This is a genomic window from Roseomonas populi, assembly GCF_024594815.1.
Classification (GTDB): Bacteria; Pseudomonadota; Alphaproteobacteria; order Acetobacterales; family Acetobacteraceae; genus Roseomonas; species Roseomonas populi.
This window is the reverse complement of record NZ_JANJOU010000010.1, coordinates 194,269-208,107: the sequence shown is the minus strand read 5'-3', so window position 1 is coordinate 208,107 and position 13,839 is coordinate 194,269. Positions and strand designations below refer to the sequence as shown.

Below are 13,839 nucleotides of genomic sequence, written 5' to 3'. Positions count from 1 at the left end.
CGGGACAGACCGCCATCGCAGGATCAGTAAGCCCGCTCCGGCCTCTGCGCCGCCCGGATTTCCTCGGCGGTGGGTGCACGCTGCATGTGAAGCGCCTCACCCGCGCCGGGTGGCTCGATGAGGCCCATCCGGGCGAAGGCGTCCAGCCAGCCGTCCATCGGCCAGAAGCCGTGCCGCGCCCGGAAGCGGGTGGCGTTCGCCACGATGTCGGCGAAGTGCTGCAGCGGGGGTTCGTGCACCATGTGATGCTGGTGGAAGGCGGTGGTGGAGGCGGTGAAGAGCAGGGGCAACCCTGCCTCCCGGGCTCGGAAGGCAAAGTCCGTGTCCTCGCCTCCGTAGCCGGTGAAGCCCTCGTCGAAGCCGCCGAGGCGAAGGAAGCTCTCCCGCCGCATGGCGAAGGCGAGGGACCAGAACAGGCCGGTGTTGGCTTCCGGCAGCACGCCGGCTTCGGGGAAGCGGCGCTCCGCGTGGCGCTGGCCGGCGGCCATCAGGGATGATTCGGAGAAGTCCGTGACGCCTGGCGGCAGGTAGCGGATCTCGCAGCAGATCAGCGCGTCGTGGGCGCTGGCGTCGGCGGCCAGGGCTTCCACCAGGTTCGCCGCGGGGATGCAGTCCACGTCCAGGAAGGCCAGGAGCGGCGTCTCCGCCAGGGCGACGGCGGCGTTGCGGGCCCGGGCGAGGGGCAGGCCGGGGGAGGGGATGCGGTGGTGCAGCACCGGGAAAGGCGTGGGCGGCACCAGGGCCGGCGTCTCTCCCATATCCACCACGACGCAGCGGGAGGGCATCCGCGTGCCCCGCGCCAGCCCTGCCAGGAGGTTGGCCAGATGCCCGTCCCGCCCCTTCACCAGGGTCAGGACACTCACGTCGGGTGCGGCCATCGCTCACTTTCCAGCCAGGGCGGCGGGGGATAGCAGGGGGGCGGGTGTGCCGCCAGCCACGCGCATTTGTCTGGCGATGCGGCGTACCCAGCTTGGATGTGTGGCGTTTGGCCTTACAATTGTGAAGCGCGTTCTTGGACAGGGCATGGCGACCGGCACCGACACGACGCAGCCCCTGGCCACCCGCTTCACGGGCGTGGCGCAGGCGCTGCACTGGATCACCGCTGCACTCCTCTTCCTCCTCCTGCCCTTCGTATGGGTGGCGGAGAACTTTCCACCCGGGGAGGTGCGGGTCTTCTGGTACCTGCTGCACGAATCCTTCGGGATTTCTGTGTTCCTGCTCGTCCTGGCCCGGATTACCTGGCGCATCGGCCACCCGGTGCCGGCCGATCCCGATCCGCCCGCGCTGCAGGTCGTGGCGCGGCTCAATCACTGGGGCCTCTACGCCGTGCTGCTGATCATGCCGGTCACGGGCTACCTCATGGCCGGGAACGGGCAGCCCGTTCCTTTCTTCGGCCTCTTCTCCCTGCCCGGGCTGCCGAAGAACGACCCGCTGGGCGTCCTGGCCAACACGGTCCACGTGAACACCCAGTTTGCCGTCTATGCCCTCGTGCTGCTGCATCTTGCTGGGACGGTCTGGCACGTTGCGGTGCGGCGCGACGGCCTGCTGGACCGCATGCTGCCACCGCAGGATGGGAAGCGCTGATGGCTCCTGGCGTGACCATCTCGCCCAGGCTGCGCGGCGTGGCGGCCCAGGCCGAGGCGGAACTGCCGGACCGTGCCGACGCGCTCTGCGCGCAGGAGCCGATCCACATTCCCGGCTCCATCCAGCCGCACGGGGTGCTGCTGATGGCCGATCCCGAGCGTGGCATGGCGATCGTGGCGGCGAGCGAGAACGCGGGGATCCTCTCGGAGGGAAGTCCCTCCAACACCTTGCTGGGCTTGCAGGTCGGCGCCGTGCTGGGAGAGGATTTCGCCAGGACGCTGCGAGACCTGGCCGAGGCCGGCGAGCTGCCCGGCGAGGCGCCCTGGGAAACCGGGCTGACCCTGGCCGGCGGTGCCTTCGAGGTGGCCAGCCACACCCAGGACGGGAAGGTCCTGATCGAGCTGGAGCGGGTGGCGCCGCAGGACGAGGAGGAGGCGCTGGGCGCCACCCGGACCTTGCAGCGCGCCATCGCCCGGCTGCGCGCGGCGGGCGGGCGGCTGGAGGACCTGGCGCGCGTGACGGTGGAGGGGATCCGCCAGTTCACGGGCTACGAGCGCGTGCTGATCTACCGCTTCGACCGGGACTGGCACGGCGAGACCCTCGCCGAGGACATGGTGGACGACTGGGAGCAGTCCCTGGCCGGGCTGCACTTCCCGGCCTCCGACATTCCCGCCCAGGCGCGGGAGCTGTACCGGCGCAGCCTGATCCGCTGGGTGCCGAGCCGCGACGCCGAGCCGATGGCGCTGCTGCGGGACCCGATCTGGGACGTCTCGATGGCGCCGGAGCGGCCGATCGACATGTCCTTCTGCCGTCTGCGCAGCCTCTCGCCCGTCCATCTGCAGTACCACCGCAACATGGGGGTGGACGGCTCCATGTCCCTCTCCATCCTGCACGAGGGGCAGCTCTGGGGGCTGGTGGTGTGCCATCATCGGCGGCCGCACCGGCCCTCTCCCGGCCAGCGCGCCGCGGCATCGGCGCTGACGGACGCCTTCGCGCTCCGCATCGGCGGCGCCGAGCGGATGATGGCGGAGGAGGCGCGGCGGGCCGATAGCGGGCGCCTGTCCGAGCTGCTGGCGCACATGGCGGAGGCGGAGGACGTCTCCTCTGCCCTCACCGCCGGCTCCGTCACCATCGCCTCGCTCTTCGGCTGCACGGGGGCAGCGGTGGTCCGGCAGGGGCGGGTGGAGCTGCTGGGCGTCACGCCACCCGAGGCCGAGGTGCTGCGCCTCGCCGCCTGGCTGCGCGGCCGGGGCGGGGAGGAGATCTTCCACGCCGACCACCTGCCGGAGGATTTCCCGGACTGGGCGCCCCATGCCGCGACCGCCAGCGGGGTGCTGGCCGTGTTCCTCGGTGCCGAGCGCATGGACATGATCCTCTGGTTCCGGCCGGAGGAGCCGCACCTCGTCAGCTGGGGCGGCAACCCGCACAAGGCGGTGGAGCCGGAGGACGGCTCCGTCATGCCCCGCCAGTCCTTCGACCGCTGGGTGGAGGAGCGCCACGGCTACGCGCGCCCCTGGGCGGAGTGGGAGCTGGAGATCGCCGCCACGCTGCGGCACGCCATCACGGAGGTGGTGATCCGCAGCCTGTCCCGCATCGCGGAGCTGAACGAGCGGCTGCGGCAGAGCCAGAAGATGGAGGCGGTCGGGCAGCTCACGGGCGGGATCGCGCACGACTTCAACAATCTCCTCGCCGGGATCATCGGCAGCCTGGAGCTGATGCGCGGGCGCGTGGCGCAGGGGCGCTTCACGGAGCTGGACCGCTACCTCGGCGCCGCCACCACCTCTGCCAACCGCGCGGCGGCGCTGACGCACCGGCTGCTCGCCTTCTCCCGCCGGCAGACGCTGGATCCGCGGCCAACGGACGTGAACCGCCTCGTCACCTCCATGGAGGAACTGATCCGCCGCACGGTGGGGCCGGCCATCCACGTGGAAACCGTGATGTCCGGTGGGCTCTGGCCCGCGCTCTGCGACGCGAACCAGCTGGAGAACGCGCTACTCAACCTCTCCATCAACGCGCGGGACGCCATGCCCGACGGGGGGCGGCTGACGATCGAGGCGGTGAACGCCTGGCTGGACGATTCCTACGCCCGGCAGCACCATGACGTGGCGCCCGGACAGTACGTAGCCGTTTCCGTCACGGACACGGGCACGGGCATGCCGCCCGAGGTGATCGCGCGCGCCTTCGATCCCTTTTTCACCACCAAGCCGCTGGGGCAGGGCACGGGGCTCGGCCTCTCCATGGTCTATGGCTTCGCCAAGCAGTCCAACGGCTATGCCCGCATCTACTCCGAGGCGGGGCAGGGCACGACAGTCCGGCTCTACCTACCCCGCTCGACCGAGGGCGAGAGCGCGCCGGGCGGCCAGGCGGAAGCGCACGACGCGGCCGCCGGGCCCGATGGCGGCACGGTGCTGGTGGTGGACGACGAGCCGGTGGTGCGGATGCTGGTGGGCGAGGTGCTGCGCGAGCTTGGCTATGGCGTGGTGGAGGCGAATGACGGCGTGCAGGGGCTGAAGGCGGCGGAAGCCATGCCGCGCATCGATCTGCTGGTGACGGATGTCGGCCTGCCCAATGGCATGAACGGGCGCCAGCTGGCTGATGCGCTGCGCGCGCGCCGCGCCGGGCTGAAGGTGCTGTTCATCACGGGCTACGCCGAGAATGCCGCGCTGGGGAACGGCGTTCTGGAGCCCGGCATGCAGGTGATGACCAAGCCCTTCGCCATGGATGCCCTCACGTCCAAGATCCGTGCGATGATCTAGGCATGTCCATCGCTGCCGACATCTCCATCCGCGATCGGCTGCGCGCGGAGACCCGCCCCGACCATGACCGGCTGGAGAACGGCCTGCGCCTAGCCGATCCCGGGCTGACGCCCGCGCGCTACAGGGCCGTGCTGGAGCGGTTCTACGGCTTCTGGGCGGGGTGGGAGCCCCGCCTTGCCGCAGCGCTGGGGGACGACGCCTTTTTCGCCCCGCGCCGGCGGCTGTACCTGCTGCAGGATGACCTGCGCGCGTTGGGAATCCGGCCCGAGGGCCTGCCGGCCTGCCTCCCGCCGCCCCTGCGGGACCGGGGCGAGGCGATGGGCTCCCTCTATGTCATGGAGGGATCGACGCTGGGCGGGCGGGTGATCCTGAAGCGGCTGGACGAGATCGGGCTGGCCGAGGGCGCCCGTTCCTACTTCGCGGGCCATGGCGAGGCGACGGGCGCCATGTGGCGCAGCTTCCTCGCGCGGTTGGAGGCGGAACCGGACGCGGAGGCGGTTCTGCGCGGCGCGAAGGACACCTTCGCGACGCTGGCGGACTGGATGCTGGAGGGGTAGGGACGGCCCTCAGGCCGCCCCGCGGATCGGCGCGTCCGCCAGCACGAGGAGGTGGCCGAGGGAGCAGCGCTCCACCCGCGCCTCCACCTCGTAGACGCGGGCCAGGAGGTCGGGCGTCAGCGTCTCCTCCGGCGTGCCGTCCGCCTGGATCGCGCCGCTGCTCAGGGCCACAAGACGATCGGAGAAGCGGGCGGCCAGGGCCAGGTCGTGCAGCACCACCACGCCCACGAGGCCGGCGCGCAGCACCGTTTCCCGCACCAGGGCCATGACGGAGACCTGATGGCGGAGATCAAGGGCGCTGGTGGGCTCGTCCAGCAGCAGCACCTCGGGCTCCCGCGCCAGAGCCTGGGCGAGGCCGACGAGCTGGCGCTGGCCGCCGGAGAGCCGGTCCAGGGTGCGGAGGGCGAGGTGCTCGATGCCAAGCTGGCGCAGCACGGCGATGGCGTGGTTGGCCGCGCTCGCGCCGTCGGGCGCCAGGTCCGTCGGTACGGCGCGCAGGGCGCCCACCAGCGTCTCCATTACGGTCAGTGCCACGCCGCCGGGCAGGCCCTGCGGCATGTAGGCCAGGTGCCGCGCGCGCTCCGGGATGGACATGCCGAGGAGGTCGCGGTCGCCCAGCCGCACCGTGCCGCGCGTGCCGGAGACGAGGCCGGCGATGCCGCGCAGCAAGGTGGACTTGCCCGCGGCGTTCGGCCCCACCAGCGCGGTGAGGGTTCCAGGCTGCAGCGGGGCGAGGTTCAGCCCCTCCACGATCACGCGGCGGCCATAGGCGACGCGGAGGTTCGAGACGGTGAGCGGCGCGCCCTTCACGACACGCGGCCCCGGCCCATGACGAGCGCGAGGAAGACGGGGACGCCCACCAGCGCCGTGACGATGCCGATAGGCACCAGGAGCCCGGGCACGACGAGCTTGCCGGCGACAGAGGAGAGGGACAGGAGCAGGGCGCCGCAGAGGGCGGAGGCGGGCAGGAAGAAGCGGTGGTCCTCCCCCACCAGCAGCCGCGCCGCGTGCGGGCCGACGAGGCCGACGAAGCCAATGGTGCCGACGAAGGCGACGGAGACGCCGGCGAGGAGGGAGACGCGCAGCAGCGCCCCGCGCCTCGTCGCCTCCGTGTCCACGCCGAAGGAACGGGCGCGGTCCTCGCCCAGGCGCAGTGCCGTGAGCCGCCAGGCGGCGCGGGCGGAGAAGGGAATGCAGAGGGCGAGCGCCACCGCGAGGATGAGGATCTTGTCCCAGCTGGAGCGGGCGAGGCTGCCCATGGACCAGAAAACGAGCTGCTGCAGCGCCTGTTCCGTGGCGACGAACTGGATAAGCGCCACCAGCGCGTTGAAGGCGAACACCAGGGCGATGCCGAAGAGGACCAGCGCCTGCACCCCCGCCCCCCGCAGCCGCGCCAGGAACTGCAGCAGCAGCATAGCGGCGAGGGCGAAGACGAAGGCGTTGGCGGGAATCAGCCAGTCCATCGGCACGAAGGGCATGCCGGTGCCGAGCACGATGGCCAGCGCCGCGCCGAGCGAGGCGGCGGAGGAGACGCCGAGGGTGAAGGGGCTGGCCAGCGGGTTGTCCAGCACCGTCTGCATCTCGGCCCCCGCGAGCGCCAGGGAGGCGCCGACCAGAACGGCCATGATCGCGTAGGGCAGGCGCACGTCCCAGACGATGACGGACATGGGCCCGCCCGCGCCGCGCCCGGCCAGCAGGGCGTCAGTCACGGCGGAGAGCGGCAGCCGGGCCGGGCCCGTGGCCACATCCAGCAGGAAGGCGGCGAGGAGGCAGAGGACGAGCAGCGCCAGCAGCATCGCGCGGCGCAGGATCAGCTTGCGGTATCCGGCTGCGGCCTCGCCGGCCATCAGCGTGGCGGTGCTCAACGCGGCAGGACCTTGTGGCCAGTTCCCTGGAACAGGGGCAGGGCAGGAAACAGGGCGTCAAGGCGCAGCGGGCTGCGGCGGGTCATGAGGGCTCCGGCCGGGGAGGGATGCCGCACAGGATAATCATTCGCAGCCGGCTCCACAAATCCGGCGAGGTCCATGGGCGAGGAAGGGGCAATCGGGACTGCCTGTTCAGCCGCGCGGAACCGGGTGGTGCAATCCTGCCACGGTCATGGCGTGGGGAGTACAGGCGTATTGCGAATGAATTGCATCTGTGCGAGAGCCGGCCGGCTTTCCCGTGCGGACGATTTGCATGCCCTCCTTCTCCCTTCGCCATCTCCTGCTCACCGGTGTCGCGTTCGCCGCTCTCGCCGGCCACGCCGTTGCCCAGACGGACGCCGCGGCCGGCGCCATGGCCATTCCGGAGGTGGACGTGCAGGCCACCGCATGGCGCAGCTGGGAGCACACGCCGGGATATGTGGCCCCCGTTACCACCACCGGCTCCAAGACCGACACGCCGCTGATCGAGGCGCCCCAGTCCGTCGGCGTCGTCACGCGCGACCAGATCGATGACCAGGCGGCCCTCTCCGTCTCCCAGGCGCTGCGCTACACGGCCGGCGTGCTGCCGGAGGTGCGGCCCTCCGCACGCTATGACAGCGTCTTCGTCCGCGGCTTCGGCGGGCAGGGCACCTCCGCCGCCTTCGTGAACTTCCTGGACGGGCTGCGGCAGGGCCGCGGCGTCTTCTTCGGCGTGCCGAACACCGATCCCTGGCTGCTGGAGCGCATCGAGGTGCTGCGCGGCCCGGCCTCCGTGCTCTACGGGCAGACGGGCGCGGGCGGGCTGGTGAACCTCGTCAGCCGCCGGCCCTCGGCGGAGTCCTCCAACGAGGTGCGGCTGGAGGCGGGGTCCTACAAGCTGCTGCAGGCGGCCTTCGACTCCACCGGCCGGCTGACCAATGACGGCAAGTTCCTGTACCGCCTGACCGGGATCGGCCGGATTTCCGACACGCAGTACGACTTTGTCGGCGAGCAGCGCGTCGCCATTGCCCCGGCCGTGACCTGGCGGCCGAACGACAACACCACGCTGACGGTCCTCTCCTCCTACCAGCGCGACCCTGAGGGCGGGTTCTATAACTTCGTGCCGGCGGTGGGCACGGTGATCGCCAGCCCCTTCGGCCGCATCCCCCGCAACTTCTTCGGCGGTGACCCCGACTACAACAAGTTCGACCGCACCCAGGCCTCCATCGGCTACCAGCTGGAGCACCGGCTGAACGACACCTGGACCGTGCGCCAGAACTTCCGCTACTCGCACATCGACGCGGAGGTGAACGTCCTCTCTGTCTCCGCGCTTAACGGGCGCATCGGCACGCGCAACCAAACCTACGTCTCCGACCACGCCAACGCCTTCGCGCTGGACAATCAGGCGCAGGCCACCTTCAGCACGGGGATGGTGCGCCACACCGCGCTGTTCGGCATCGACTGGCAGCGCACCTCCGCCCGCGCCGTGCAGGCCCTCGGCACCAACGTGCCGACACTCGATGTCTTCGCGCCGACCTATTACATCGCGCCCGGCCGGGTGACGACGAACGCGACGCGGACGAACCAGGAGAACGACCAGATCGGGTTCTACGCGCAGGACCAGATCGCCATAGACCGGCTGCGCCTGAACTTCGGCCTGCGCTACGACCGCGCGACCCAGGGCACGGACACGCGGACCCTCGCGACCGATGCCGTCGTCCATCGCGCGCAGTTCGACGACGCGGTGACCTGGCGCGCCGGCGCCCTGTACCTTTTCGACAGCGGCATCGCGCCCTATTTCAGCTACTCCACCTCCTTCCTGCCGAACTCCGGCACGGGCGCGCCGCAGCGCGGGAGCCCTACCTTCGACGCCACCACGGGCGAGCAGTACGAGGTGGGCGTGAAGTACCAGCCGCCGGGGATGACGAGCTTCGTCCAGGCGGCCGCCTTCCAGATCACCCAGGACAACGTGCTGACGCGCGATCCCGTCTTCACCACCTTCAACGCGGCGCTCGGCACCGTGCGCTCCCGCGGCATCGAGGTGGATGCGCGCGCGACGATCAATGAGAACATCGACCTGATCGGCGCCTATTCCTACACGGACGCGATCATCAAGAGCTCCAACACCCCTGGCGAGACCGGCAGCCGCGTGCCGCAGGTTCCGCTGCACGCCGCGAGCGGCTGGGCGAACTACACCTTCCGCGAGGGGCCGCTGCGCGGCCTGCAGCTCGGCGGCGGCGTGCGCTATCTCAGCTCGACCTACGGGAACACGACGAACACCTTCAAGGTGGACGACGTTGCGCTGTTCGACGCCGCGATCCGCTACGACGTCGGCGCCCGCTTCGAAAGCTTCAAGGGGCTGGAGCTGGCGGTGAACGCGCAGAACATCGCGGACAAGGACTTCATCGCCAGCTGCTCCTCCATCACCGCCTGCTACTACGGCACGGGCCGGCTCGTGCTCGGCTCGGTGCGGGTCCGGTGGTGATCGGCGCGGCCCCGGTCGCGGGGCCGCTTCAGGACGAGCCGGTCGCGCTGCCCCGCAGCGCGTCCTGGATCATGCGCGCTGGAGAGCATCCGGCGCGCCTTCATCGCATCCTCCTCTCCTGGCCCGAGGCGCCCGTGCCCTCTGGCGGCTACCCCGTGCTGTTCCTCGCGGATGGCGGCGCGGCTTTCCCCACGGCCGCGGAGATTGCCCGCCTGCGGACAGGCCGCGGCGCGAAGGATGTCGGGCCCGGCTTGGTCGTCGGCCTCGGCCATGCGGGGGAGGGGCCCTATGACCGGGCTGCCCGAACCCGCGACTACACGCCCTCCTTCCCCGCCGCCCCGGCTGGCACGGGCGGCGCGGACGCCTTCCTCGATTTCATCCTCGGTGACCTCCTGCCCGAGCTGGAGCGGCGCTTCCCCGTGGACCGCGCCCGCCTCGCCCTGTTCGGCCACTCCTTCGGTGGCCTGCTGGCCCTCTACGCCTTCCTCTCCCGCCCCGGCCTGTTCCACCGGGTCGCGGCCGCGAGCCCGTCCCTCTGGTTCGCGGAGGGGGCGCCGATGGAGATGGCCCGCCGCTTCGCCGCTGCCCCGCCACCGGCCGGCGCGGGTTCCTCCCTGCTGCTGACCGTGGGCGGGCTGGAGGAGGCGGATGACGGCACGCCGCGCGGCCCGGTTCGCGTGGCCCGGCGCATGGTGACCCGGGCGCGGGACCTCGCCACGATCCTGCGGGGCGGGGGAGTTTCGGTGGACTTCACGGAGTTCCCCGGGGAGAACCACGGCTCCGTCCTGCCGGCCGCCCTCTCGCGCGCCGTGCCCTTCGCCCTGCCGCCAGCCCTGCCCGAAGCCGGAGCGCCCCAATGAAGCGCCGCCACCTCCTCGCCGCCCTACCAATCCTCGCGGCGCCGTCCGTCCTGCGGGCCCAAGGCGGGCCCATCCGCGTCACGGACGTTACCGGGCGGCAGGTGACACTGCCGCGCCTGCCGAAGCGGATCGTGCTGGTACAGGCGCGGCACGTTCTGGCCATGGCGCTGCTGCACCCCGATCCCGTCTCTCTGGTGGTGGGCTGGGGCGACGACCTGCGGCGGATGAACCCGCCGGACTACGCGACGGTGCGCGCCCGCTTCCCGGCCGCCGACGCTGTCCCGGTCGTCGGGCGCGCCCAGGGGGACGGGCTCTCGTTGGAGAACGTGCTGGCGGCGCGGCCGGACCTCGTCATCCTCAGCCGCGCCGGCGCCCGGGGCGGCACGAATGAGATGGCGGACCGGATCGCGGCGCTGGGCGTGCCCGCGATCACGATCGACTTCTTCGCGGACCCGATGCGGGACACGCGCCCCAGCATGGCCGTGCTCGGCCAGGTTCTCGGGCAGGAGGAGAAGGCCAAGGCCTTCGATGCGCTCTACGCCGGCCGGCTGGAGCGGATCTCGCAGCGGCTCGCGGGCCTGGGTGCGGCGGAGCGGCCGAAGGTGATGGTCCATGCCCATGCCGGCGGCACGCCATGCTGCTCCTCCCCCGGCCACGGCGCCTTCGACGGGATGGTGAGCTTCGCCGGCGGCCGCAATATCGGGGCGGAGATGATCCCCGGCAGCACCGGCCAGTTGGCGCTGGAATACGTGCTGACCCAGGCGCCGGACGTCTATGTCGCCACCGGCGGCCCCTATGGCGGGCGCGGGGGCATCCCCCTGGGCCCGGGCGTGGACGAGGCGGAGGCGCGCAAGGCGCTGGTGGAGGTGATCCGCCGGTCCCGGATGGAGAGCCTTGCCGCCGTGAGGGGCGGCCGTGCCCACGCCATCTGGCACGGCTTCAATGACACCCCGGCCCATGTGGTGATGCTGGAGGCCCTGGCCCGCTGGTTCCAGCCGGCGCGCTGCGGCGACCTTGATCCGGCCGCCACGGTTGCCGAACTGAACGCCCGCTTTCTCTCCATCCCCATGGAGGGGGCGCACTGGGTCAGCCTGCCGCCAGGCGCCCTGTAGACGAACCGAGGAAACCGGCCATGACCCTTCTCATCGCCGAGGCCCATGCCCGCGCCCGCGCGCCGGAACGGCTGATCGAGAGATTCCGGGAGCACATGGTCGGCCACGGGCTGGATGTGGCGGGCCCGGTCGCGGATTCCCGCGTGGCCTTCCCCGGCTGCGTCGCGCTGCTGCGGCTGGCGGAGGGCGGGGTGGCGCTGCGGATCGAGGCGGACACGCCGGACTGGCTGGCGGACGCGAAGAACATCGTGTCCGGCCACCTGGACGCCTTCTGCCCGGACGAGGTGCTGGGCATCGTCTGGCAGGGCCACGGGGTGACGGCGGGCGATGCGCGCCCGCACAACTTCCGCGCCCTGCGCGTTGCGGCGGTGGAGAATGTGACGCCCCGGATGCGCCGCCTGCGCCTGGAGGGGCAGGACATCGCCCGCTACGCCGGCGTGCAGCAGATGCACGTGAAGATCCTGATGCCCCCGAAGGGGGAGGAGCCGGTCTGGCCGAGGGTGAGCCCCAGCGGCCAGCCGCTGATGGATGCCAGCCTGCGGCGGCGCACCTACACCATCCGCCGGATCGACCCGGCCGCCGGTTGGCTGGAGATCGACTTCGTGGTGCACGGGGATGAGGGGCCCGGCTCCGCCTTTGCCCTGCGCGCCGAGCCCGGGGACTGGATGGGCATCATGGGCCCGGGCGGCGGCGGCATCCCCTGCGACGGCTGGGCGCTGATTGCCGGGGACGAGACGGCGCTGCCCGCCATCGCCCGTGCACTGGAGGCCATGCCGGCCGGGGCGCAGGGGCTGGCCCTGATCGAGGTGGCCGATGCCGGGGAGAGGCAGGCGCTCTCCCATCCCGCGAGGGTGGAGGTGTGCTGGCTGTACCGGGACGGTGCCCATTACGGCACCCGGTTGCTGGAGGCGGTCCGCACCGCCACCCCGCCTGCGGGTACGGCCGTGAGCTGCTGGGCGGCCTGCGAGAACACCGCCGCCCGGGCCATCCGCGACCACTGGGGCGAGGCCTGTGGCCTGCCGCGCAGCCGGTTCCGCGCCGTTTCCTATTGGCGGCACGGCGTGGGCGACGGGGAGGGCTGAAGCCCTTCCCGCCACCATCGGGCGTCAGCCGACGCCGAGCAGCTCCACGTCGAAGACGAGGGTCGCGTTGGGCGGGATCACCCCGCCGGCGCCGCGCGCGCCGTAGCCCATCTCCGGCGGCAGGGTGAGGGTGCGCTGGCCGCCCACCTTCATGCCCTTCACGCCCTCGTCCCAGCCGCGGATCACGTGGCCGGCGCCGAGGGGGAAGGAGAAGGGCTCGCCCCGGTCGCGGGAACTGTCGAACTTGCGGCCCTTGTTCTCGGGCTTGGACGGGTCGTGGAGCCAGCCGGTGTAGTGCACCGTGACCTCCTTGCCGGCCACGGCCTCGTCGCCCGTGCCGGGCTTGCGGTCCTCGATCATGCCTGTCGCTCCCTGGTGGTAAGCGGCGCTTCTAGCCGCCCCGCCGCCCGGGGCCAACGCTGGACAGCCAAGTGCCGTCTGATAGGTGAGCCTGAGGCAATCTCTCGGAAAGGAAGCCAGCCCATGTCCCTTATCCGACGCGCGCTCGCCGCGGCCTCGCTCGCCGCGGTGTCGATGATCGGCCCGGCCCAGGCCGGCGCAACGCTGGACGGGGTGCGGAGCCGCGGGACGCTCTCCTGCGGGGTGAATACGGGCGTCGCCGGCTTCTCCCAGCCGGACAGCCAGGGCGTCTGGCGCGGCCTGGACGCCGATCTCTGCCGGGCCATTGCCGCAGCAGCCCTGGGCGACGCGAGCAAGGTCCGCTTCCTGCCGCTCTCCGGCCAGCAGCGCTTCCCGGCCCTGCAATCGGGCGAGGTGGACGTGCTGGTGCGCCAGACCACGGCGACCATGGGGCGCGACACCGCCCTGGGCCTCCGCAGCGTGGGCATCAACTTCTACGACGGCCAGGGCTTCATGGTCCGCAAGGACGCGGGCGTGAGCCGCGCCGCGCAGCTGGACGGCGCCACGGTCTGCGTGCAGCAGGGCAGCACGACGGAGGGCAACCTCGCCGACTGGTACCGCGCCGCCAACATCCGCATCACCCCCGTGTTGTTCGAGCGGATCGACCAGGTCGCCACCGCCTTCTCCTCCGGCCGCTGCGACGCGCTGACGACGGATGCCTCCCAGATCGCGGCGGTGCGCTCCTCCTTCCCCAATCCCGGCGACTTCATCGTGCTGCCGGACCGCATCAGCAAGGAGCCGCTCGGCCCCATGGTGCGGCGGGACGACCAGGAGTGGTTCGACGTGGTGCGCTGGACCCTGAATGCCCTGATCGAGGCGGAGGAGCTGGGGATCACGTCCGCCAACGTGGAGGCGCGGCGGGCGCAGGACAGCTCGCCCACGGTCCGCCGGCTTCTCGGCGCTGATCCTTCGCTGGCGCAGGGCGCGAAGCTCTCGCCGAGCTGGGCCTATGATGCAATCCGCGCCGTGGGCAATTACGGCGAGCTCTTCGAGCGCAATGTCGGCAAGTCCACACCGCTGGGGATGGAGCGCGGGCCGAACGCGCTGTGGACGGCGGGCGGCCTGATGTACGCGTGGCCCCTGCGCTGAACTTTGGGCCA

At 71.7% G+C, this 13,839-nt stretch carries 12 protein-coding genes; 8 read left to right on the top strand and 4 right to left on the bottom strand.

Annotated features, from left to right (window positions below; translation table 11 throughout):
- Window positions 1-23: 23 nt before the first annotated feature.
- A complete protein-coding gene (locus NRP21_RS14335; RefSeq protein WP_257716894.1) occupies window positions 24-878 on the bottom strand; it encodes a glycosyltransferase family 2 protein in 855 nt (284 codons plus the stop codon).
- 145 nt (window positions 879-1,023) lie between these two features.
- On the opposite strand from NRP21_RS14335, the gene NRP21_RS14330 reads away from it, so the two are divergent.
- From NRP21_RS14330 to NRP21_RS14320, 3 genes are read left to right on the top strand one after another with little or no spacing between them, the layout of a single operon-like run.
- A complete protein-coding gene (locus NRP21_RS14330; RefSeq protein ID WP_257716893.1) occupies window positions 1,024-1,584 on the top strand; it encodes a cytochrome b in 561 nt (186 codons plus the stop codon).
- A complete protein-coding gene (locus NRP21_RS14325; RefSeq protein WP_257716892.1) occupies window positions 1,584-4,340 on the top strand; it encodes an ATP-binding protein in 2,757 nt (918 codons plus the stop codon). The genes NRP21_RS14330 and NRP21_RS14325 overlap by 1 nt, the downstream gene beginning before the upstream one ends.
- A 2-nt stretch (window positions 4,341-4,342) precedes the next feature.
- Window positions 4,343-4,897: a biliverdin-producing heme oxygenase gene (locus NRP21_RS14320; RefSeq protein WP_257716891.1), complete on the top strand. Its 555-nt coding sequence runs from the start codon at window positions 4,343-4,345 to the stop codon at window positions 4,895-4,897.
- Between the two features lie 9 nt (window positions 4,898-4,906).
- Here NRP21_RS14320 and NRP21_RS14315 read toward each other — a convergent pair whose 3' ends face one another.
- Together NRP21_RS14315 and NRP21_RS14310 are read right to left on the bottom strand one after the other, a co-directional pair.
- A complete protein-coding gene (locus NRP21_RS14315) occupies window positions 4,907-5,707 on the bottom strand; it encodes an ABC transporter ATP-binding protein (protein WP_257716890.1) in 801 nt (266 codons plus the stop codon).
- Complete coding sequence (locus tag NRP21_RS14310) at window positions 5,704-6,744, bottom strand: FecCD family ABC transporter permease (RefSeq protein WP_408639627.1); 1,041 nt, start codon at window positions 6,742-6,744, stop codon at window positions 5,704-5,706. The genes NRP21_RS14315 and NRP21_RS14310 overlap by 4 nt, the downstream gene beginning before the upstream one ends.
- Before the next feature lie 331 nt (window positions 6,745-7,075).
- Here NRP21_RS14310 and NRP21_RS14305 point away from each other — a divergent pair, with 331 nt between their 5' ends.
- From NRP21_RS14305 to NRP21_RS14290, 4 genes are read left to right on the top strand one after another with little or no spacing between them, the layout of a single operon-like run.
- On the top strand, window positions 7,076-9,265 hold the full coding sequence (locus NRP21_RS14305; RefSeq protein ID WP_257716888.1) for a TonB-dependent siderophore receptor: 2,190 nt from the start codon (window positions 7,076-7,078) through the stop codon (window positions 9,263-9,265).
- The gene (locus NRP21_RS14300; protein WP_257716887.1) at window positions 9,262-10,125 is read left to right on the top strand and encodes an alpha/beta hydrolase; all 864 of its coding nucleotides are present in this window, start codon (window positions 9,262-9,264) and stop codon (window positions 10,123-10,125) included. Before NRP21_RS14305 ends, NRP21_RS14300 begins: the two co-directional genes overlap by 4 nt.
- Window positions 10,122-11,237, top strand: coding sequence for an ABC transporter substrate-binding protein (locus NRP21_RS14295; RefSeq protein WP_257716886.1), 1,116 nt, complete (start codon window positions 10,122-10,124; stop codon window positions 11,235-11,237). Before NRP21_RS14300 ends, NRP21_RS14295 begins: the two co-directional genes overlap by 4 nt.
- A gap of 20 nt (window positions 11,238-11,257) precedes the next feature.
- Window positions 11,258-12,319 (top strand): siderophore-interacting protein, encoded by a 1,062-nt coding sequence (locus tag NRP21_RS14290; RefSeq protein ID WP_257716885.1) that lies wholly within the window; start codon window positions 11,258-11,260, stop codon window positions 12,317-12,319.
- Window positions 12,320-12,343: 24 nt separating this feature from the next.
- Here the strand turns inward: NRP21_RS14290 and NRP21_RS14285 are convergent, their stop codons facing one another.
- Window positions 12,344-12,679: an FKBP-type peptidyl-prolyl cis-trans isomerase gene (locus NRP21_RS14285; RefSeq protein WP_257716884.1), complete on the bottom strand. Its 336-nt coding sequence runs from the start codon at window positions 12,677-12,679 to the stop codon at window positions 12,344-12,346.
- A gap of 123 nt (window positions 12,680-12,802) precedes the next feature.
- Here NRP21_RS14285 and NRP21_RS14280 point away from each other — a divergent pair, with 123 nt between their 5' ends.
- Complete coding sequence (locus NRP21_RS14280) at window positions 12,803-13,828, top strand: amino acid ABC transporter substrate-binding protein (protein ID WP_257716883.1); 1,026 nt, start codon at window positions 12,803-12,805, stop codon at window positions 13,826-13,828.
- Window positions 13,829-13,839 lie beyond the last annotated feature (11 nt).